Origin of the sequence: Neisseria sp. P0009.S008 (assembly GCF_051958615.1) — a bacterium.
GTDB classification, from domain to species: Bacteria; Pseudomonadota; Gammaproteobacteria; order Burkholderiales; family Neisseriaceae; genus Neisseria; species Neisseria subflava.
The window spans coordinates 101422-121872 of sequence record NZ_JBQCVG010000001.1; the positions used below are offsets into that span (position 1 = coordinate 101422).

Genomic DNA, 20451 nt, shown 5'->3' on the forward strand with positions numbered 1-20451 from the left:
ATGTCATTGAATAAAGTTATCCTCATCGGCCGCCTCGGCCGTGACCCGGAAGTCCGCTATATGCCCAACGGCGAGGCCGTCTGTAACTTCAGCGTTGCCACCAGTGAAACGTGGAACGACCGCAACGGTCAACGCGTAGAACGTACCGAATGGCACAACATCACCATGTACCGCAAACTCGCCGAAATCGCCGGTCAATACCTGCGTAAAGGTAGCCAAGTGTATCTGGAAGGCCGCATCCAAAGCCGTAAATACCAAGGTAAAGACGGCATCGAGCGCACTGCTTACGACATCATTGCCAATGAGATGAAAATGCTCGGCAGCCGTAACGACAACAGCGGCGGCGCACCATACGATGACGGCTACAACCAAGGCCAAGGCGGTCATTCAAGCCAAAGCAGCTACCAACAAGCACCACAACAGCAATACCAATCTGCTCCGGCTCAAGAACCCCCAGCCGCCCCAGCCCGTCGTCCTGCTCCGGCACAACCGACTGCTCCGGTTGATGATATCGACGACGATATTCCGTTCTAATCATTGAACAAATACAAAGGCCGTCTGAAAAATATACTTTCAGACGGCCTGAGATCTTTGTAAAATCCCCAAAAATCCCTCAATGTCTTGGGGAGATTTAGGGGATTTTTACAAAGGTTTTTGTCAGGTTTTTATGCTTAATCAATAAATTAGGGAGGCGTTTGTTTTTCAGGCTGTCATGTTACTGCCTTTCAAACGTCAATTTTCCTATATCCATAAGGAATAAGGGGGTTATATATGTTTAGAAACTAAGCTAAACAGATTTAGTCTCAATATATTCTCAGCTTCTGAAATATTCATCCCCCAAATATCTGCTAATATTGCAATGCCAATATTGGCATTCCAGGGTAGTAAAGCTTGTGTTTTAAAACACCCAAAAGGTCCATCGGTTTCAATCAATATTTTTTCTATTGGCATTAGTTTGACCAACTCATAACCCTTTTTACTGCTTAACATTGCAGGTCCTACAGAAAAATAGCAGCCTATTTCAATCGCTCGTTTTAGCTGTTGTTTTGTGCCTGAAAACCAATGAAGGATTGGTAAGTTACCATTTACTTGAATTAATTCATCTAGTACAGCATTTGCACTCATTCTAGAATGTATACTTAATATTTTTCCTCCAGATTTTGCTGAGCTTCTTAAAATATGGCGAAAAACCTTTAATTGGGTTTCCCAATGTGTTTTAAACTCTTTTCCGCCATCCAGCCCAATTTCACCTACATAGCGAGTTTGGTTTAATAATTCATCAAACAAATCCAATTCCTGCCAACGTTCGTGAGCCAGTTGCGGATGCAATCCCAAGGCGGTACGAATACGAGGACAATCTTTTGCTAATGAACTTGTTCCATACCACGCTTTGGGTGTGGTTGTAACAGATAAAACATAAATATTTTCATCTTTACATCGTTTTGCAACGTATTGTGGATTAGTATATAAATCCAAATGGCAATGCATATCCATCATAATATTTGGTTCACTATTAAAAGTTGCTCCACTTCATCCAGTCCGCTCCTAAAAACATTTGCAAACTGATTTAGTTGTTGAGTGGGTAGTGGACCACTTTGTAAAACCCATTGATTGATGTTGCGATGATTTTTTTGACGAATAGCACTTATTAAAGCAAATAAATCATCTCTTCTGTCCTGATTTATTAAAATTTGCCGAATATCATTAAATTCATATTGGGCATCATTGGTAATACCAGCATAATGCAATGACGCTCTACGAATCAGGCATGGAACACAAACCCCGCATTGTTTATTTTTGCGTTTCCAATGGCTACACGAAACAGTATCAGGGATAATTTGCTGTAATAATGGTAAATTTTTACATTCTGCTATCATTTGCCCTTTAGTTTTAAATTGATAAGGATTTCTTAAAGTGAAAGGAATATTGACCGCAGTGAAAAATTTTTGTATTTCTTGGATAAAATAAGGGTGGGTGGTACGGGTACTTAAAGCGCCTACTCTGCGTACTGTTAAAGGTGCATTGATTGAAATTACCCCATTTTCAGGCACTAAAATATCAATCTTTTTTTGCGCGACTTCCTGTAATGTATAAGCTGATACAATAGCAAATGCCAAAAAATTTAAACTTCTGGTTCGCATTGTGATTTCAGCAGTTTTTCCATTATTTAGATGTGGCTGTGCAATCGCATTAAATTGCGAAAATCGATCAGTATAACCATATTGATTAAGTTTCTGGATAATGACGTGCTGACGTGATTTATCACCTTTATAAGAATGGCTAACTAAAACCGGTGAATGTCCCTGCTCCAATAAATCAATCGCCCCAATTGCTGAATCTAAACCACCTGAAAACAAACAAACGCTGTCTTTATTTCTTAAATCCACCAATTTGGTTCGGCTATTTAATTTATAGGGCCGTGGCGGTAATTGCCCTCCTGCCTGAAAATTAAACTGCCAAATATCGCCACTTAAAAAGTGTAAGATCTGTTCTAAATGGGTTTTGTTTGTATGCCAAATATCAGGCTGGCACAAAGGTAAAGTAATGGAAAACGAACGACACCAACCATTTGCGGTATCTTTTCGCAAAACAAAAGTGTCTGCTGCCGTTACTGCCAAAGCAATCGTCAAAAAATCCATTACAGTATCACTGGGTGCAACACCCAATTTTTTAACTTGTTTCAAAATCCTATTGCCGATATAAGCAATTTGTAGATTTTTATCTCCCATTCCATACAACCGAACAGGTATTACACCGTTTGGTAGATTTTTTAATTGTTCAATATCGTGATGAAAAACTAATTGAGCCATCAATACTCCTCCCACTCTTCCCAAATTTCCAAAATAGTTTGATTTTGAATTTCTTGCATTTGTTCAATTGTTAACTGGCAAACATCATCCGTAAATTTAGGGGCAAGCTTAATATCTACTACTTCACGAATGAGTTGTCGTAAATCATTTTCTGCTATAGCAATTTGCAAAGGATCATCACCTTTCTTCCAAGCCTTGCCGGCATCGTGTGCAATTTGCAGAAAAATACTTTCAGTTAAATAACAAACCATCATTCCACCAATGACTTCAGTAGTAATGCTATTTTCATCAAAAGTTGTCATTCCTTCCAATGCTTCTGATAAAGCAATATTCATCGCAGCACGAATTTTGTCTGAATCACCGTGGTGACCAGCCAAAAGTTCGGTAATTTGGGTGATGACTTGATCACAAGGCTGGCCATTTAAACTATGTAAATTAACCGAATATTGTTGCTGCTGGCTGCCTGAAAAAATGCCAAATAAATCCGAACCTGCTTGGGTAATTTTCCCTAATTTTTGGACGGCTGTATGCTTACCACCACTGGCTTTTCGTGCATAATGACCAAGTGCTTTACGTACATCATCACGTCCACTGCCTCGTACAGCCCTACCGATTGCTTGACGCAATCCCTTTAATCTCTGTGGATCTGGCGTTTGAGTCGTTGCTTGGCTGTCATCAACCCAAGCCGGTAACAGAGGTGAACGACCATTTGGTCCTACGCTAGACTGTGAAGTACCCATTTATTATTCCTTATACCAATTTGCATTTTTTAAAGCCGTATTTAACCAAGGTTTTTTTACACTTTGTTTTAACCCAATAATGAAACGGTTTAAAATTCTTGCCCCATCTTCTGAATTTTCTGCCAACAAACAAGCCCCCGCAAAACCATTTGGACTTTTATCCCAATTATCCACTTTTCTTAATTGTTCCACTAACGCGTCCATAACAGAGATTTGTTCATCCATTGTTAGTTGTTGAATGGCATCTTGGGTACCTTGTGAGCCTGTTCTTGATGTGGTTGTAAGTAAAATGTTTAAAGCATCTTGGGCTTTTTGAGAAAGTTGAGCGGTATAAGTATTTAGCGGTATGGTTTCTCTGGATAAATAGATCGCCGTACGCAAATCAACATTGGATAATTTGGGCTCTAACTTTGCCCATTCTTTGATAAATGCTTGAATAGGCTTATTTTCAGAGAGTGTTGATAAATTTTGCTCATTGTTATCTTCCAGCTCTTTTAATAGTTCAGGTTTACCCTCTCTTTCGTTAACAAGCCGATAAAATTTTGTTATCACATCATAATCCACGCATCGCTCAAAAATAACCAGCTTGGTAATAATTGCTTCATCTAACGGCATTTGACGCTTGTTTGCGATTTTGGTACGCATTTTAATGGTATTTAAAATACGTTTTACAATTCTAGGATTACCCTGAATATTAGGTGAATTTGCTAATAAAGGCGCTATTCTGTTTGCGCGTTCAAAATCTGACAATAGAGTTTGATTGTGTTGCTCTTCAATAGTTTCAGCCACTTCTTCTGGATTTAAAGATTGACTTTTCCAAGATTGTTGCAAATGATTTTCTAAAAATTGGCGTAAACTTGCTAATTTTCCGGTTGGTACTTTTTGATGAATGGCGTACAGCATATATAAATACGCACGAATTTCAAGCACACCTGCTTTGGGTACACGAATAGGAATCTGTATGAGCTTATCCAAATAATCAATTTGATGACGATACGACAAATCTTTGTAATGCTCCGCAACTGAATGGCGAATCATTTCCTCGTCAGCCGCGATAATGAATGCCGTCCGATTTAAAAACAAAAATAAACGAATCGCCTCCAATGTCTGAATAGCATTAGCAGGCAGACAACGGTCAAGATTATCAATTACAATAACCAGCTTTTTGCCTAAATCCTGTAAGATTTCGCCATATTCTTTTCTGAACTCATCAATTTGTTTTGGTGGAGTTTGTTGTTCTTTGGATTTGATAAGATTTTTTTCTGAATCAACGATTTCTTTTACTGTTTCTACAACTTGCTTACTTTCCGTTTCATTTTGAATACCATCCAAAGCATTTTGGGCTGTTTCAAATATTTTGGATACTAAACCAAAAGCAGGTAAGCCTGCTGCTAAAGCTGCACCCTCTACAACTAAACCAGCTACACGTAAGCCATTAATTCTTGCAAATAAATTTTTAGATTTTTTCCAAATAGTTTCATCATTTTTGGCAGCCTGAATCAAATAGCTGGCAATTACTTCTAAAAGTGCGGCTCTGGCATCATCAAACCCTTGATAAAGCCAAGCATCGAATTTAATTACAATCCACTCATCAGGCTTGATTTGTTGCTCAATTAAATTCAATAGAGAGGACTTGCCTGCCCCCCAGTTGCCAAAAACACCTATCGAAACGGGAAGCATAGCTTCAGTTTCTAATATTTCAGTAACAATTTGCGACACTTCGCCAAAATTGAGATAGTCTTCTTTAGATTCAGTATCTGACCACATTTAATTAACCTCATTTATAAAATATAATTTTTTACATTTTACATATTTTTAGTAAACATTTTAATATTTTTATAATGATAAGTATATAGAAAGTAGCAATATTGGTGGATGAGTTATCGAAATTAAAAGATATTAGGGAAAGGGATGGAAGTGGAATAAAACAGATAAACAGATTAAACTACTATAATCAATAAGCGTAAAAAAACAGTATACTCAAATTTAGCAATGCCTCTTACTAGAGTTAAACGTGATAATTTCTACTATAACCTACCAGCTTTTCCTTCTTTCAATGATTTTATGGATAAACATTGTCAACTTGGTATCTCATAGCAAGCATATTGTGTAAAAATAAAATCTGAAATCTAATCTTTTCATACTTTATTCTTACGCAATCCAGATTGAAAAGTGAATAATAAGAATTTAATTATCTGATTTTAAATATCTTTATAGTTTACATTTTACTATAAAATAGAAACAACCGTTCTAATCATTGAGTAATACAAAAGGCCGTCTGAAAAATATACTTTCAGACGGCCTTTAAAATGATTTCAAAGAAAATTCTACATTTGCACCGAGCCGCTGACGGTCAGGCTGATTTCTTCTGAACCAGGGGAGGCAGGTATGCCATCTTCTATTCCTGCCGCTATCTCTGCGGCGGGGATTGCACGCAGCATTTTGGCGTGTGCAAAGTCGCCGCCGACTTGGCGGTTGCCGATATGGCCCAGGTTGAGTTTAACGATTTTGTAGCTGGAGAAGCCGAGCGTTTGGGCGAGATTTTGGGCGCGGTCTTTGAAGCGCAGGATGACGGCTTTGCTCAGTTGGTCGACGGTTTCTTCGCGTTTTTCTTTGGATACGGAAAATGAGGAGCTTTCCAAAACGGCGATATTGATGCTGTCGGCAATCAGGCGGTTGAGTGCTTCAAAGTCTTTGCTTTCTACTTTGAAGTAGGCGTGTTCTTCCCAGCCGGTTTGGGTGCGTTTGCCGTTAGTGTATTGATAGCGCGGGGATGCGTTGCGCTCCATCAGCTCGGCTTTAAATTTGCTGTTTTGGGAGATTTTGTTGAACTGGTTGAATTTCTTCATGAAGGCTTGGTTGACGGCTTGATGGTCTTTACCTTCTGCGTTGACACTGAAATGCGCGGTCATGGTGTCCCGCGGCACTTCCATATTCGCGGATTCGGAAAATTCAACGATGTTGTAGTTGAGGCTTTCTGCTGCAACGGGCAGGGAGGCGGCTAGGAGTAGGGCGGTAAGGGTTGGGCGGAGCATTTTGTTTTCCTTGTGATGCGGATTTTAAAAAAGTAATTTAGCATGAAAGATGGAAACGTTGGCTTTGGCAAGCGTAAGGATTTGTCTGGGCTGAGGCCGTCTGAAAAGAAGTTATTTTGTATCCATCAGGCCGACTTCATGGGGATTGGGGCGGGCTTTTTCTTCTTGACCTAAGCCGACCAATTTCCGCAAGCGGGTCATGTAGGCGTTGACATCAAGGCCCCGTTCGTAGCGTTGTGCTTCCCAGATGGTTTCTGCCAAGGCTTCCATCATATCGTGTTCGGCTTTGATCCAGTCGCCGTTGTAACGGGCGCAAAGTTGTTGGTGGATGGCACGGATGCCCGAGGGCTGATCAATGGCGCTTTGTTCTTGTAGGGAAAGGTGTAGCGACATGTGCAGGAATGGGTTGCTTTCGCCGTCTTCGGGCAACCATTCTTTATCTAAATATTGTTCGATGTCTTCGAGATAGTGTCCGTATTCGGGATGGGCTTCGATAATGCGCAAAGCTTTTTGTTGTAGGCCGTCCAATTGGAGCGGCGCGAGCCTGTGTTGCCAGACGTGTGCAAAGAATCGGCGGACATCGTGGGTGTTTACGTCATACATGATGGGTGTAATTTGATTTTGGGATATGTGATTATATAGCGATTACGATAAAAAAGGCCGTCTGAAACATATGTTTTCAGACGGCTTTTGTTTTGCAGGCTTTAGCGGCGGTCGATGATTCGGTAATACACTTCGCCGTCTTGGACATAGCCCAATTCGACGCGGGCAATTTCGGCGATGGCCTCTTGTCCGTGTGCCAAATCTTCAACTTCCGCATTGAGGAAATTGTTGCGTAAAGTGAGCGTTTGGTTTTTTTCCTCCTGACGTACGAGCTGCTCCTGCAATTCTTCCGTATGCCCGACGCTGCCTTTACCAAACCAAAGGCTGTACTGACAGCACAAAAGTGCGAAGGTTAAAACAAAAGTCACCCACTTCATACAATCAATATCCTATATTCTGCTTATTTGCCCAGTTGGTAGAATGCGGCTTTGCCAGGGTAGTAGGCGGCTTCGGCCAACTCTTCTTCAATGCGCAACAATTGGTTGTATTTCGCCATGCGGTCAGAACGGGACAGGGAGCCGGTTTTGATTTGCATACAGTTGGTGGCAACGGCCAAGTCGGCAATGGTGCTGTCTTCGGTTTCGCCGGAACGGTGGCTCATCACGCTGGTGTAGCGGTTGCGTTTTGCCAAGTCAACGGCTTTCAGGGTTTCGCTCAAAGTACCGATTTGGTTTACTTTAACCAGCAATGCGTTTGCCACGCCTTTTTCGATGCCCTCAGCCAAGATTTTTGGATTGGTTACGAACAAGTCGTCGCCGACCAATTGAACTCGGCTGCCCAATTTTTCGGTCAGCAGTTTCCAGCCTTCCCAGTCGTTTTCGTCCATACCGTCTTCGATGGAAACGATTGGGAATTCGTTAACCAGGCCTTCCAAGTATTCGGCAAATTCTGCGCTGGTGTAAGAGCGGCCTTCGGCTTCCAAGTGGTATTGGCCGTCTTTGTAGAACTCGCTGGATGCGCAGTCCAGAGCGAACAATACGTCTTCGCCTGCTTTATGGCCTGCTGCTTCGGTTGCTTCAACGATCAGTTGCAGGGCTTCTTTGTGGCTGTTCAGGTTAGGTGCGAAACCGCCTTCGTCGCCAACGGTGGTTGGGAAGCCTTTGCTGTCACACAGTTTTTTCAATGCGTGGAAAATTTCGGCGCCGCAACGCAGGGCTTCACGGAAAGATTTTGCGCCGACAGGCATGATCATGAATTCTTGGATGTTCAGGCTGTTGTTGGCATGTTCGCCGCCGTTGATAACGTTCATCATTGGAACAGGTAGAGCCATTGGGCCTGCGCCGCCCAAGTAGCGATACAGAGGCAGGCCTGCATCTTCAGCGGCTGCGCGTGCTACGGCCATAGAAACGGCCAAAGTGGCGTTGGCACCCAAGTTGCCTTTGTTTTCAGTACCGTCCAATTCGATCATGATTTGGTCGATATAAGATTGTTCGTTGGCATCGATACCGATGAGGGCTTGTGCGATTTGGTTGTTGACGTGGTCAACGGCTTTCAATACGCCTTTGCCCAAGTAACGGGATTTGTCGCCGTCACGCAGTTCCAAAGCTTCTTTTTGACCGGTTGATGCGCCGCTTGGTACGGCTGCGCGTCCCATGACGCCGGATTCCAACAATACGTCACACTCTACGGTAGGGTTGCCGCGGGAGTCCAAAATTTCGCGTGCAAAAATATCAACGATTGCGCTCATGAATATCTCCAAATAGGATGGTAAAAGAAAAGTAGCTTTGTTACGTTTCAGACGGCCTTAAGGATGATTGCCAAAGTCTGATGAATGCAGACATTATACCGTCTTTGCCAAGTATGGTATCGGAGTCGGTATGAAACTGACTGTAAGTTTGTTTCACGTCAATATTGCTCAAACAAACATAAGCCGTATAGTGTAACATTTTTTACCCTTTTTAGGGTGAAAAGCTGATTAAATAAGGCATAAGGCCGTCTGAATAGCGGATTAGCCTTCGCCCAAAATCATTGAGCCTACGCCGTCATCGGTCAGCACTTCCAAAAGCAGGGCGTTGGGAACGCGACCGTCTATGATATGCGTGGCTTTGACGCCGCTTTTGGCAGCTTCGACGGCAGAGGCAATTTTAGGCAGCATACCGCCGTACAGCGTGCCGTCTTCAATCAGTTCGTCAATGCGGCTTGGCGTCAGGGTAGTCAGTAATTTGCCTTCTTTATCCAGTACGCCGGGGATATTGGTCATCATCAGCAGTTTTTCGGCCTGAAGTTTTTCCGCCAGTTTGCCGGCAACCAAGTCGGCATTGATGTTGAATGCTTCGCCGTTTTGTCCCACACCGATGGGAGCAATGACCGGAATGCAGCCGCGTTCGACCAAGCCTTCTACCAAACGGGTATCGATGTCGGCCACTGTGCCGACTTGGCCGATGTCCACACCTTTTTGTTCGGGCGTGTCGATCAGGAGTTTTTCCGCTTTGATGAAGTGGTTGTCCCGGCCGGTAATGCCGACGGCACGACCGCCGAAGGTGGTAATCATGGAAACAATTTCTTTATTGACGTGTCCGCCCAAAACCATTTCTACAATGTCCATGGTTTCGCTGTCGGTTACGCGCATGCCTTGAACAAACTCTCCTTTTTTGCCGACTTTTTCCAACATCTCATTGATTTGCGGGCCGCCGCCGTGAACGATGACGGGATGCAGGCCGATCAGTTTGAGTAGGACGACATCGCGTGCGAAACCCTCTTTTAAGGCAGGTTCGGTCATGGCGTTGCCGCCGTATTTGATGACGATGATGGAGCCGGAAAAACGGCGGATATAAGGTAAAGATTCGGCAAGGACGCGCGCCTTGATGGCAGGGGAGACAGATTGTTGCTGGGTCATGGTTTCAACCTTGTTTCATGATTTCGGCCTTATCTTAATCCCAAAGGCCGTCTGAAACAATGTTTCCAAGCGCTTGAAATCCTGTTAAATCAGTTAAATGGTTGAAACCAGCCTCATGCAAACGGTAAAATGACGGTTTGCTTCGGCCTCTTCGCCGATTACTAAGGATACCCATGATGAAAATCAGCACCCAATTCGATGCCGGTTCGGTCGTTGTCAAAGACTTGAGCAACCCTGCCGATATCCGTCTCGCCCTGCGTCCCGACAATGCTTCGGAGTTTGCCCAATGGTTTTACTTCCGTTTGCAGGGTGCGGCCTATCAAAACTGCGTGATGCATTTTGAAAATGCGGCGGACGCTGCGTATCCTTTGGGTTGGGAGGACTATCAGGCTTGCGCCTCTTATGACCGCCAAAATTGGTTCCGTGTGCCGACCAGCTACGAAAACGGCGTGTTGACCATCAACCATACGCCTTTGTCCAACAGCGTTTACTACGCTTATTTCGAGCCTTATTCCCACGAGCAGCATTTGAACCTTTTGGGCGATGCGCAGGGCAGCGGCTTGTGCCGTATCGACGATTTGGGCAGCACTGTTCAAGGCCGCGACATCAATCTTCTGACCATCGGCAACCAAGTCGAAAGCGACATGAAAGTCTGGATTATCGCCCGTCAACATCCGGGTGAAACCATGGCGGAATGGTTTGTCGAAGGTTTGCTGGGCCGCCTGCTTGATCCGCAAGATCCGACCGCGCGCATGCTGCTTGACCGCGCGACTTTCTACATTGTGCCGAATATGAATCCGGACGGTTCGGTTTTGGGTAATCTGCGCACCAATGCCGCTGGTGCCAACCTCAACCGCGAATGGGAAAACCCGACTTTGGAGCGAAGCCCCGAAGTCTTTGCCGTCCGCGAAAAAATGATGGAAACCGGCGTGGATTTGTTCTTGGATATTCACGGCGATGAAGGTCTGCCGTTTGTCTTTGTGGCCGGTACCGAAGGCGTGCCGAACTATAACGAGCGCATCGAAGCTTTGGAAGACCAATTCAAACTTGCGTTGCTCAATGCCAGCCCCGATTTCCAAGACGATTACGGCTATGACAAAGATGCGCCGGGTCAGGCAAACATGACTTTGGCGACCAACTGGGTCGGCAATCATTTCAACTGCCTTGCCTATACTTTGGAAATGCCGTTTAAAGACAATGCCAACCTGCCGGACGACGATTTTGGCTGGAACGGCCAACGTTCGCTGCGTTTGGGCGAGGCAATGTTATCTGCGATTTTGAATGTGGTTGGCGATTTGCGTTAAACCATCCGACACCGCATACAGGCCGTCTGAAAGTTCAGGCTTTCAGACGGCCTTTGAGATAAGGAACACACATCATGATAATACATCCCCAGTTTGATCCGGTGCTGATCAGCATCGGCCCGCTTGCCATCCGCTGGTATGCCTTGAGCTATATCGTCGGCTTTATCCTGTTTACGATTTTGGGCCGCCGCCGTATCGCGCAGGGCAATTCTGTGTTTACCAAAGAAATGCTCGACGATTTCCTGACTTGGGGTATCTTGGGCGTGATCTTGGGCGGCCGTATCGGCTACGTTTTGTTTTATAAATTTTCCGACTATCTTGCCAACCCTTTGGATATTTTCAAAGTTTGGGAAGGCGGTATGTCGTTTCACGGCGGCTTCTTGGGCGTGGTCGTTGCCATGTGGCTGTTTGGCCGCAAGCACAACATCAGTATCTTGAAATTGATGGACACCGTTGCGCCGCTCGTACCGCTAGGCTTGGCTTCCGGCCGTATTGGCAACTTTATCAACGGCGAACTTTGGGGACGCGTGACCGAACTCAATGCTTTCTGGGCTATGGGTTTCCCGCAAGCGCGTTACGAAGATGCGGAAGCTGCGGCGCACAATCCCTTGTGGGCTGAATGGCTGCAACAATACGGTATGCTGCCGCGCCATCCGTCTCAGCTTTACCAGTTTGCCCTTGAAGGCATTTGCCTGTTTGTCATCGTTTGGATTTTTTCGAAAAAACCGCGTCCAGCCGGTCAAACGGCGGCATTGTTCTTGGGCGGTTACGGTTTGTTCCGCTTTATTGCCGAATTTGCCCGCCAGCCTGACGACTATCTCGGCCTGCTGACCTTAGGCTTGTCCATGGGTCAATGGTTGAGCGTACCGATGATTGTATTGGGTGCGATTGGTTTTGTTTGGTTTGGCCGTAAAAACAGTGTTGCCAAAGCATAAATAAAATAATAAATAAAGGCCGTCTGAAAATCTTTTCAGACGGCCTTTTTATGGCTTCAAGCAAACGGATTTCGGGTTTAACCGAAAAAGCCCATTTTAACTTGAATGAGTTTTTCCAACTCCGGCAGGACGCGGCGGCGTGAGACGAAGAAGATAATGTGGTCGCCGTCTTGCAGGATGGTTTCGGTGTGGTGTCCCATGATGACTTCGCCGGTTTCGCCGCGGACGATGGCGGCGATGTAGCAGTCGCTCGGCCATTTAATGCCGCTGATGCGGCGGCCGACGATGGAGGAAGTGTTTTTATCGCCGTGTACCACCACTTCGATGGCTTCGGCCGTACCGCGGCGCAAAGGATGGACGGCAACGATGTCGCCGCGGCGGATGTGGGCCAGAATGGAGCCGATGGTAATCAGATGGGGAGAAACAACGATGTCGATTTTGTTACCTTCGAGCAAATCGACGTAGCTTGAGCGGTTGACGATGGTAATTACGCGTTTGGCACCAAGGTTTTTCGCCAACAGACTGGACATGATGTTGTTTTCGTCATCATTGGTCAGCGCGCAGAAGACGTCTATTTCGTCGATGTATTCTTCGTCCAGCAGGGTTTCGTCGGTGGCTGAACCTTGCAGGACGAGGGTGTTGTCCAGATTCTCGGCCAGCCATTCGGCGCGGTGGGGTTTGTATTCGATGATTTTGATGTCGTATTTGGATTCGAGCTGCTTGGCGAGGCGGTAGCCGATGTTGCCGCCGCCGGCAATCATGATGCGGCGGGTACGCGCTTCTTTCGGACGCAATTCGCGCATGATGGCTTCAACGCTGTTGATGTCGGCGGCAAACAGGACTTCATCGCCTTCGATGATGACGGTTTGCGGGGTGGGGACGATCAGGCGGTTGTTGCGGTAGATGGCGCAGATTTGGCAGTCAACGCCTTCGAGCAGGTGCTGGTTGATGTCGGCAATTTCACGCCCGATCAGCAACCCGCCTTTGCGGGCTTGAACAATCACCATGCGCACTTTATCGTTGGCGAAACTGAGTACCTGCAATGAGCTGGTGTAGTTGAGCAGGCCGACGAGTTGTTCGGTAACTAGCTGTTCGGGGCTGATGGTTTCGGTAATGCCGAAGATGTTGAGGCTGCCTTCTTCGGGTTTGTCGCTGCCGGCAACCGGATATTCGAGGTATTCGCTTGAGCGCACGCGTGCGATGCGGCTGGGGATGTTGAACAAGTCGGCGGCGATTTTGGAGGCAACGATATTGGTTTCGTCGCTGCGGGTCAGGGCAAGCAGGAGGTCGGAGTCCGCCGCACCTGCCTGTTCGAGGGTAAAGGGCGATGCGCCATTGCCGACGATGGTTTGGACATCGAGACGGCTGCTGATACGGTTGAGCGCTTTTTCGTCGATGTCGATAATAGTGACGTCGTTGCTGGGAACGGAGGCAAGGTTTTGGGCGACGGTCGAACCTACTTGGCCGCTGCCGAGGATGAGTATTTTCACGGTAATCGAGTGTGTTCGGTAAAAATGAAATTGTAACAAAAGGCCGTCTGAAATTGGAGTTTTCAGACGGCCTTATCTCAAGTATGTTGTATTGTTTTTTGATGTTTAGTCATTATTGCCTAAAAATGCTTAAAGTACACTATTTAACAAATTAAAAATACAAATACCATCATTATATAGTTGCAGAGGGATGCATTATGCCAAATAAATTAATATGTGTGAGCATGGATATTTTGTGTGATGCTAAATTTAGGTACAATGCCATCTGAACCTAAAATTAAATAGATGAAATATAAAATGGCTGCTATCCCTATTCATATTGAAAATCCTTTTGATATCATCCGTGAAGAAATTATTACAGAATATCTAAATTGTGAACAGTGTTATCCCTGGATTGTTACTTTTTCAGGTGGTAAAGACAGCACGCTAGTGGCTCATTTAGTGTTTGAAGCATTGCTTACACTGCCTCCAAACATGAGAAAAAGACAGGTTTATTTTGTATCTAATGATACGCTAGTGGAAAGTCCTTTAGTTGTAAGACATATGCGTAGTGAATTAAATCGTATTATTAAAGCTGCAGAGATTTTAAAATTGCCTATACATGGAGAAGTTACAGTACCCAAATTAAGAGAGACATTTTGGACGCTTTTGATTGGCAAAGGTTACCCATCACCCAATCGTACCATGCGCTGGTGTACGGATCGTTTAAAAATTCAACCTACTAGCCAGTTTATTCTAGACAAAGTAGCACAAAATGGTGCGGTAATTATTATCTTGGGTGTACGAAAAGACGAATCTTCTACACGAAAAGCAAGTATTGAAAGTTATCAGAATTTAAAAAATTCGAATCTTACACCTCACAGTTCTCTACCTAATGCTTTTGTTTATCGCCCGATAGTAGATTTGATAACTGATGATGTATGGGAATTTTTGGCGAGTAATAACCCCCCTTGGGGAGGTACGCATAATGATTTAATCCGTTTATATCGCGAAGCAGCAGGAGGAGAGTGTCCGATTGTGTTGTCACAGGAGGAGGCTCCAGGTTGTGGTACAAATTCTAGCCGTTTTGGTTGTTGGACGTGTACTGTAGTTAATAAAGATAAAAGTCTGCAAGGTTTTGTTGATATTGGAAAATCAGAATATCAGCCTTTGATTGATTTTCGGGATTGGTTAGTGGAAATTCGTAATAAGCCTGAGTACCGTCAGTTGGAGCGGCGTAATGGCATGGTTACTATTAAGGATGGTAAACACATCCCTGGTCCATTTACAATCGAAGCTAGACGCATGATTTTGGAAAAATTATTGGAAATTCAAAAAGAGTTTAATGGTGAATTAATATCCCCAGCTGAGGTAGATTTGATTAAACAGATTTGGGTAGAAGACTTGATTCATGCTCATGAAAGGAAGAAGAAATGAAACAGGAAACACAAGAATTGGTAGGGGATTTATTAATATGGAGTGATGGTAAAGCAAAGGAGATTATGGAAGAGGTTGCTGCAGAATGCGGTGTATCAATCGATGCTTTAGCAGATTTGGTTGCTTGGGAGCGAGAGCAGCAGGAGCGCATACGTAGGAGAGGTATGACTGAAGTATTTGATGCAGTTTTTGATAATACAGAATATTGGAAATAATTATGTGGATACATTCAATTCGTTTACGGGATTTTAAGTCTTACGACAATGCTTCTTTTTGTTTTACTATGCCTGAAAATGGTAAGAATATTGTATTGATAGGTGCGGAAAACGGACATGGTAAAACTACACTTTTAGAAGCAATTTATTTGTGTTTATATGATTCAGATGCAATTAATCATTTGAAACGTGCAGGTTTAGATATTAGAGAAACATATTATTCAAAGCTTCTTGAATCAGCATTGCACCATAAAGCTGAACCAAAGTATGGTGGTCAATACACGATGAGTTTGGAAATTGAAATGAGGCAGATTTATCGTGGCGAAGAATGTGGTTTGAAAATTGGCCGAAAATGGCATTTTGATCACAATAAAAAACTGTTGATTTCAAGTAATGAAAAGATTTTTGAATTATATAAAGATGGTAATTATCAAATCATTGATGATGAACAAACAGGTCATTATCTGAATGCTTACGCTTTACCGTTTGAATATGCACCGTTTTTCTTTTTTGATGGAGAGAAAATAGTTCAGGTAGCAAAACAAAGTGGGGCTGGGAATTGGTTAAATAGTGCGTTAAAGGGTTTATTAGGTGTCACTTTGCTTGAACGTTTGCGTGAAAGTTTGAGTGAGTATCGCAAAAAATGTATTTCGGAAAATACTACACAAAAAATACAAGATGATTTGAGTAAGGCTGAACGTTCTTTGCAAAGTGCAGAAATTTATCGGAATATGTTTCAAGAGCAGTTTGATGAAATCTGTATGAAGTTAGAAACATGGACGGAAAAACAGGAACAGCTGACTCAGCAATTAGGGACAGGTGGGGATATTCGTACTTCTGATGATTTTTTACAGCAGAAAATGAAGTTAGAAAAAGAAATCGAAGCTTTCAATGTAAAAGTTAAAGAAGCTGTTAAAGCTATGCCCCTGGCTTTTTTACCAAGAGATCGTCTGAAAGAATTGCAGGAGTTATTATTTGCTGAGCAAAATCGTTTGCAACATGAAGCAGCCAAAGAACAAACTGAAGATAAAGTTGATGATTTCTGGAATGCATTTGTGAACAGTGAAAAAGTCAAAGAAGCAATGGGTGCAATGGCAAAAACGATTTTTAGTGAGCCTTTGTTGAAAGAAGCAGTTAAAGATTGCTGGGAAAAGCTGTTTTATCCCTTGCCACCAAGCTGTTCGAATAAAATTGAACACAATTATTTGTCTGTAAATGCTCATGCTGAAATTCAAAATGAAATGAAAAAACTGGGAAAAATGCCGTCTGACAAAATCGGTAATTTGTTACAAGCCGTAGAACAACGCGAGCAAGAGCGCAAGCAAGTTTTAGAAGAGTTGGAAAAATTAAAAGGTACTAATAAAGACGAATTAATTGAAGAACTTAAAGAGGCTCAACAGCAAATTACCCAGCTTTCTGATAAAAAAGGCAATTTGAGCAATAGTCTATATCAGCAAAATCAAAAGTATCAGCGTGAAAAAGCTAATGTAGAACGCTTACAAAACGAGATCAGCAACAACAATCCACAATTATTGAAATCACGCCGCGCAGGGGAGTTAGATAAAGTCATCGTGCGTTTAACTGAGGAATTAATGAAGCGTAAAGTTCAGGAAGTGGGCGAAACTGCTACACGTATTAACTGCAAAATTGCTCATGATGAACGTATTGAACGTATTAGTATTGATGCCGCCGGACGTATGGCTTTATTTGGCCGGGACGGTAATGAAACACGGGTAGATTTATCAGCAGGTCAAATGCAGATCTTGATTATGTCGCTAGTGTCAGCATTGGCAGAAGTAACGCAATACAAAGCACCGTTTGTGATTGATACACCACTGGCACGTTTAGATGAGGGACATCGTCAAGGCTTATTTCAACATTGGAGTGGTTTAGAACAACAGGTAATTTTGTTGTCGCAAGACACGGAAATCACTTCAGAGGTATGTCGTCAACTTGAGCCATACATTAGCAAAACGTATCTGGTTAAAGCCCAATCTTTGGATACAGCAGGAGCTCGTTCTTCGGTAATTCCTGATGTGTATTTTGACTGATGTCGTCTGAACATTTCAAACAGGAAAACAAATATGTACCAACTTGAAAATCAAGCACAATGGGATACCGATTATTTTCATACCTTGATGAGTGAAAAACGGATTATTTCCAGCAAAGAAGCAAAAGAAATCCGTGAGAAATTGTCTCATGCAGGAGCCTTACCACATTTAGATAATAATTTTGAATGGGCAATGTTATGTATCGCGTATTGTTTTGCAAAAAATCTAGTGGACAAACCAAATAAAATTATTACTGCACCAAATGCTAAAGGTACGGAAATCCCAACTTTTCAAACCTGTTTCCAGGATTTTTCACGCCTGTGGCTGGTTATGTTGAGCGATGTATTATTCCGTTTCAATCCTGATAAGGCTGTTAGTAAAGATGAATTGTATAGGCTGATTGCTGATTTATGGCACACAGGAGCATATGAATTGGATCAGTTTTGGGAAGGTTGTAAACGTTTTAAAAAAAATGATGATTTAGCAGCCAGACAAGCCTTTTTAAATGAACTTATGGATTTGGCAGTTAAGAACGCAGGTTCGGGTAGTTTTTCAGAAGGCGTGAATGATTTAGGATCTAAAATGCAGTATGAGCATCAGGAGAAACGCTTATGTTCTGCTTTTCAACAACAAAATATTTCAATTGCAGAATTAAAGTTTTTAGAACATGGTGTGCGTTACGATATTTATCGTTTAAAATTGGCAAAATATATTGATTTGAGCAAATATATGAGAGGCTTATGTTCAGAATTGGGTGTGAAAAATAGTAGTTTGCACATCGTACCTTGCCATAATAATGAAAGCCATGCTTATGATGTAAAATTATTGCGCGATGAAAACAATTGGAATAAATTGGGTGCCACCAAATTTGGTGAAGCCTTGCAAACTTATTCAAAAGATTATGCTTTGCCGATTTGTTTGGGGATAGATGAATACGGTAAACCTCATTTTGCTGATTTGGCAACTGCACCACATTTACTAGTTGGTGGTACAACAGGCTCAGGTAAATCAGTTTTTATTCGTACTTTACTTCAAAGTCTTTTTGATTTGTGCAAGGGACAAAATAAACTGGAGCTAGCGATTTTAGACCCGAAAAAAGTGGATTACCAAGTTTTTGAGCATGAAGAAGATTTGTTCGAGAACCATATCATTGATGATTATAATGAAATGTATAATTTACTGATTGATTCAGTTGAAGAGTCTGAAAAACGCTATGCTCTGATGCGAGATTATGGTGTTCAAAAAATTGCCCAATTACCTGAGAATGTTCGACCACCGTATCGTGTCATTATGGTTGATGAGTTATCCAATTTAATAAAACATCATACTGATATTGAAAAGCAGTTAGTTATGCTTGCTGAAAAAGCTCGAGCCTCAGGAATTCATCTGATTTTGAGCACTCAGCGTCCCGATTCGGAAACTTTAAAAGGCACTCTACGAGGTAATTTGCCGACACGTATTGCGTTTCAAGTTCAGAAATCAACCGAATCCAAAATAATTTTGGATGAAACAGGTGCAGAAGATTTGCTTGGCAAAGGTGACCACTTGGTTAAATGGAATAATGGGACTCTGCAGTTTTTACATGGATTTGACGTTTAAGTAGATATAATAAAATGCTGTCTGAAAAATGATTTTTCAGACAGCATTTTTTATTTTGTTGTAAATAAACAGTATTTGGTGTTACTGTTTTTAGATAGTATTGGATTACCAGTAGCCCAAAACTTTCCACCACAAGATGCCGACAGTGCTGAAAATCAGAATTTCGACCACGCTCATGATGAAGCCGGCTTTCCACCATTCGGTCATGTTGACGTAGTTTGAGTCGTAAATGACAGGAGCGGAACCAGTGGCGTAGTGGGTCAGCGACATCATGATGCCGGTAGCGGCTGCCATAACCAGGGCAAACAGCATCGGTGGTGCACCCAAAGCCAAGCCTGCGCCGTAGAATGCGCCGAAATCGCCGGAAACTACTTGAGCTACGCCGTTTTCCACTTGCAAACCTTTAGGACAGGCGCGGTTGCAGCCGCCGCAATGACGGCAGTGTTGCGCTTCGGGGAAGGCTTTAGCGGTGTCGTCCAGCCAGCTCCAGCCGTCGCCGACCTCGCTCACGTCGTAATATTGGATATGCTCGGGAATGAAGTAGTCCAAGAAGCTGACCTGCATCCCTTCTTCGACTTTGGTTTCACACGCCAACGCAGTCGTTACCTCACGCTCGCCTTCCTTGCGTATCATGCAGCGGCACGAACCGCACACGCCTTGCCCCATACAACCGACGTTGGCAGTAATCGCGCTGCCGACATGGGCATAGGCCTGAATGATTGACGAGTCGGCGGAAGCTTTGACTTCATGGCCGTCTATGGTTAGGGTTAACAAATTTTCACTCATGGTTTGTTCCTGTGAAATTGGAAGTTGGAATAGTGGGTAATTTGATTAATTGTATTTTTATTACATTTATTGCGTATGAGGAAATATCCAAGTTATTTACTCAGAAATTCTTTTAAAATCAATATTTATCTGTATGAGTCGAAGTGTATTAGAATTTAGTGGTTTTGATGATAGGGATAACCTAAGGTTTTATAGAGGAATGATTGTAAACAAAATATGCCTATTATTTAGACAAATTTATTTCAATTATTTGATTTTAAATATAAAATAAAATTACTTTTTTAGTATAAATTTTAAAATATTCGTCTATTTGCTAGTAAAAATCATTGTTATATATTAGATAATTTTGCATAGATTGTTGTATATATTGAATAATATTTTGTTACGTAAGCAAGTGAAAAAAACTGTTATAAAATTTCAGAAAATCAAACAAGTTTGATATCAGTCAAGAAGATTGATGGAGAAAATGACACGGATTTTACAATTGTGTATTGTATTGGAAAATAAGAAAGGCTGTCTAAAATTTTGGTATTTTTCTTTTAAATACAAGCTACTAAATTTCTTTCTCAGATACTTAAGGCAAATATTTTCAGACGGCCTTGCAATAAGATTATCATTTAAAAACAATGTA

General features: G+C 42.8%; 18 protein-coding genes. 7 read left to right on the forward strand and 11 right to left on the reverse strand.

All coding sequences use genetic code 11. From position 1 onward, the window contains the following. Positions 1 to 534: a single-stranded DNA-binding protein gene (locus ACTHSQ_RS00510; RefSeq protein WP_440370905.1), complete on the forward strand. Its 534-nt coding sequence runs from the start codon at positions 1 to 3 to the stop codon at positions 532 to 534. 231 nt (positions 535 to 765) lie between these two features. Here the strand turns inward: ACTHSQ_RS00510 and qatD are convergent, their stop codons facing one another. The 9 genes from qatD to argB form a co-directional block, all read right to left on the reverse strand. Then, the gene (gene qatD / locus ACTHSQ_RS00515; RefSeq protein ID WP_070608652.1) at positions 766 to 1497 is read right to left on the reverse strand and encodes a Qat anti-phage system TatD family nuclease QatD; all 732 of its coding nucleotides are present in this window, start codon (positions 1495 to 1497) and stop codon (positions 766 to 768) included. Further along, positions 1494 to 2810, reverse strand: a complete 1317-nt coding sequence (gene qatC, locus ACTHSQ_RS00520) for a Qat anti-phage system QueC-like protein QatC (RefSeq protein WP_440370906.1) — start codon at positions 2808 to 2810, stop codon at positions 1494 to 1496. Before qatC ends, qatD begins: the two co-directional genes overlap by 4 nt. Then, entirely contained in the window at positions 2810 to 3550 is a 741-nt protein-coding gene (locus ACTHSQ_RS00525) for a hypothetical protein (protein WP_440370907.1), read from the reverse strand. Before ACTHSQ_RS00525 ends, qatC begins: the two co-directional genes overlap by 1 nt. Positions 3551 to 3553: 3 nt before the next feature. Then, a complete protein-coding gene (locus ACTHSQ_RS00530; RefSeq protein WP_440370908.1) occupies positions 3554 to 5317 on the reverse strand; it encodes a KAP family P-loop NTPase fold protein in 1764 nt (587 codons plus the stop codon). Between the two features lie 560 nt (positions 5318 to 5877). After that, complete coding sequence (locus tag ACTHSQ_RS00535) at positions 5878 to 6585, reverse strand: SIMPL domain-containing protein (RefSeq protein ID WP_440370909.1); 708 nt, start codon at positions 6583 to 6585, stop codon at positions 5878 to 5880. A 111-nt stretch (positions 6586 to 6696) separates the two neighbouring features. Next, a complete protein-coding gene (locus tag ACTHSQ_RS00540; RefSeq protein WP_440370910.1) occupies positions 6697 to 7188 on the reverse strand; it encodes a DUF1841 family protein in 492 nt (163 codons plus the stop codon). 101 nt (positions 7189 to 7289) lie between these two features. Further along, a complete protein-coding gene (ftsB, locus tag ACTHSQ_RS00545) occupies positions 7290 to 7565 on the reverse strand; it encodes a cell division protein FtsB (protein WP_003679613.1) in 276 nt (91 codons plus the stop codon). Between the two features lie 23 nt (positions 7566 to 7588). Further along, positions 7589 to 8875, reverse strand: a complete 1287-nt coding sequence (eno, locus tag ACTHSQ_RS00550; RefSeq protein ID WP_440370911.1) for a phosphopyruvate hydratase — start codon at positions 8873 to 8875, stop codon at positions 7589 to 7591. A 261-nt stretch (positions 8876 to 9136) separates the two neighbouring features. Beyond that, complete coding sequence (gene argB / locus ACTHSQ_RS00555) at positions 9137 to 10024, reverse strand: acetylglutamate kinase (protein WP_049328699.1); 888 nt, start codon at positions 10022 to 10024, stop codon at positions 9137 to 9139. Between the two features lie 173 nt (positions 10025 to 10197). Between argB and ACTHSQ_RS00560 the strand changes: the two genes are divergently transcribed. Both ACTHSQ_RS00560 and lgt read left to right on the forward strand, forming a co-directional pair. Continuing rightward, on the forward strand, positions 10198 to 11328 hold the full coding sequence (locus ACTHSQ_RS00560) for a M14 family metallopeptidase (RefSeq protein WP_440370912.1): 1131 nt from the start codon (positions 10198 to 10200) through the stop codon (positions 11326 to 11328). Positions 11329 to 11402: 74 nt separating this feature from the next. Continuing rightward, entirely contained in the window at positions 11403 to 12263 is an 861-nt protein-coding gene (gene lgt, locus ACTHSQ_RS00565; RefSeq protein ID WP_254324733.1) for a prolipoprotein diacylglyceryl transferase, read from the forward strand. 77 nt (positions 12264 to 12340) lie between these two features. Here lgt and trkA read toward each other — a convergent pair whose 3' ends face one another. Then, positions 12341 to 13753, reverse strand: coding sequence for a Trk system potassium transporter TrkA (trkA, locus tag ACTHSQ_RS00570; protein ID WP_070633363.1), 1413 nt, complete (start codon positions 13751 to 13753; stop codon positions 12341 to 12343). Between the two features lie 297 nt (positions 13754 to 14050). Between trkA and dndC the strand changes: the two genes are divergently transcribed. Genes dndC through ACTHSQ_RS00590 form a run of 4 tightly spaced genes read left to right on the forward strand, consistent with a single transcriptional unit; the run spans position 14051 to position 19034 of the window. Beyond that, positions 14051 to 15169, forward strand: a complete 1119-nt coding sequence (dndC, locus tag ACTHSQ_RS00575) for a DNA phosphorothioation system sulfurtransferase DndC (protein WP_440370913.1) — start codon at positions 14051 to 14053, stop codon at positions 15167 to 15169. After that, complete coding sequence (locus tag ACTHSQ_RS00580) at positions 15166 to 15384, forward strand: DNA modification system-associated small protein (RefSeq protein ID WP_440370914.1); 219 nt, start codon at positions 15166 to 15168, stop codon at positions 15382 to 15384. Before dndC ends, ACTHSQ_RS00580 begins: the two co-directional genes overlap by 4 nt. Before the next feature lie 2 nt (positions 15385 to 15386). After that, the gene (gene dndD / locus ACTHSQ_RS00585) at positions 15387 to 17435 is read left to right on the forward strand and encodes a DNA sulfur modification protein DndD (protein ID WP_440370915.1); all 2049 of its coding nucleotides are present in this window, start codon (positions 15387 to 15389) and stop codon (positions 17433 to 17435) included. A gap of 33 nt (positions 17436 to 17468) precedes the next feature. Further along, the gene (locus ACTHSQ_RS00590) at positions 17469 to 19034 is read left to right on the forward strand and encodes an FtsK/SpoIIIE domain-containing protein (protein ID WP_440370916.1); all 1566 of its coding nucleotides are present in this window, start codon (positions 17469 to 17471) and stop codon (positions 19032 to 19034) included. A 105-nt stretch (positions 19035 to 19139) separates the two neighbouring features. Here ACTHSQ_RS00590 and ACTHSQ_RS00595 read toward each other — a convergent pair whose 3' ends face one another. Beyond that, entirely contained in the window at positions 19140 to 19820 is a 681-nt protein-coding gene (locus ACTHSQ_RS00595; protein WP_440370917.1) for an anion permease, read from the reverse strand. Between the last annotated feature and the right edge of the window lie 631 nt (positions 19821 to 20451).

What these genes read in the sequence shown, in the direction of transcription:
- ACTHSQ_RS00580 (WP_440370914.1), top strand. Translation starts at nt 15,166, where the DNA reads ATGAAACAGGAAACACAAGAATTGGTAGGGGATTTATTAATATGGAGT.
- ACTHSQ_RS00540 (WP_440370910.1), bottom strand. Translation starts at nt 7,188, where the DNA reads ATGTATGACGTAAACACCCACGATGTCCGCCGATTCTTTGCACACGTC.
- ACTHSQ_RS00510 (WP_440370905.1), top strand. Translation starts at nt 1, where the DNA reads ATGTCATTGAATAAAGTTATCCTCATCGGCCGCCTCGGCCGTGACCCG.
- argB (WP_049328699.1), bottom strand. Translation starts at nt 10,024, where the DNA reads ATGACCCAGCAACAATCTGTCTCCCCTGCCATCAAGGCGCGCGTCCTT.
- ACTHSQ_RS00590 (WP_440370916.1), top strand. Translation starts at nt 17,469, where the DNA reads ATGTACCAACTTGAAAATCAAGCACAATGGGATACCGATTATTTTCAT.
- dndC (WP_440370913.1), top strand. Translation starts at nt 14,051, where the DNA reads ATGGCTGCTATCCCTATTCATATTGAAAATCCTTTTGATATCATCCGT.
- ACTHSQ_RS00525 (WP_440370907.1), bottom strand. Translation starts at nt 3,550, where the DNA reads ATGGGTACTTCACAGTCTAGCGTAGGACCAAATGGTCGTTCACCTCTG.
- ACTHSQ_RS00560 (WP_440370912.1), top strand. Translation starts at nt 10,198, where the DNA reads ATGATGAAAATCAGCACCCAATTCGATGCCGGTTCGGTCGTTGTCAAA.
- ACTHSQ_RS00595 (WP_440370917.1), bottom strand. Translation starts at nt 19,820, where the DNA reads ATGAGTGAAAATTTGTTAACCCTAACCATAGACGGCCATGAAGTCAAA.
- lgt (WP_254324733.1), top strand. Translation starts at nt 11,403, where the DNA reads ATGATAATACATCCCCAGTTTGATCCGGTGCTGATCAGCATCGGCCCG.
- qatD (WP_070608652.1), bottom strand. Translation starts at nt 1,497, where the DNA reads ATGATGGATATGCATTGCCATTTGGATTTATATACTAATCCACAATAC.
- qatC (WP_440370906.1), bottom strand. Translation starts at nt 2,810, where the DNA reads ATGGCTCAATTAGTTTTTCATCACGATATTGAACAATTAAAAAATCTA.
- ACTHSQ_RS00530 (WP_440370908.1), bottom strand. Translation starts at nt 5,317, where the DNA reads ATGTGGTCAGATACTGAATCTAAAGAAGACTATCTCAATTTTGGCGAA.
- ACTHSQ_RS00535 (WP_440370909.1), bottom strand. Translation starts at nt 6,585, where the DNA reads ATGCTCCGCCCAACCCTTACCGCCCTACTCCTAGCCGCCTCCCTGCCC.
- ftsB (WP_003679613.1), bottom strand. Translation starts at nt 7,565, where the DNA reads ATGAAGTGGGTGACTTTTGTTTTAACCTTCGCACTTTTGTGCTGTCAG.
- dndD (WP_440370915.1), top strand. Translation starts at nt 15,387, where the DNA reads ATGTGGATACATTCAATTCGTTTACGGGATTTTAAGTCTTACGACAAT.
- eno (WP_440370911.1), bottom strand. Translation starts at nt 8,875, where the DNA reads ATGAGCGCAATCGTTGATATTTTTGCACGCGAAATTTTGGACTCCCGC.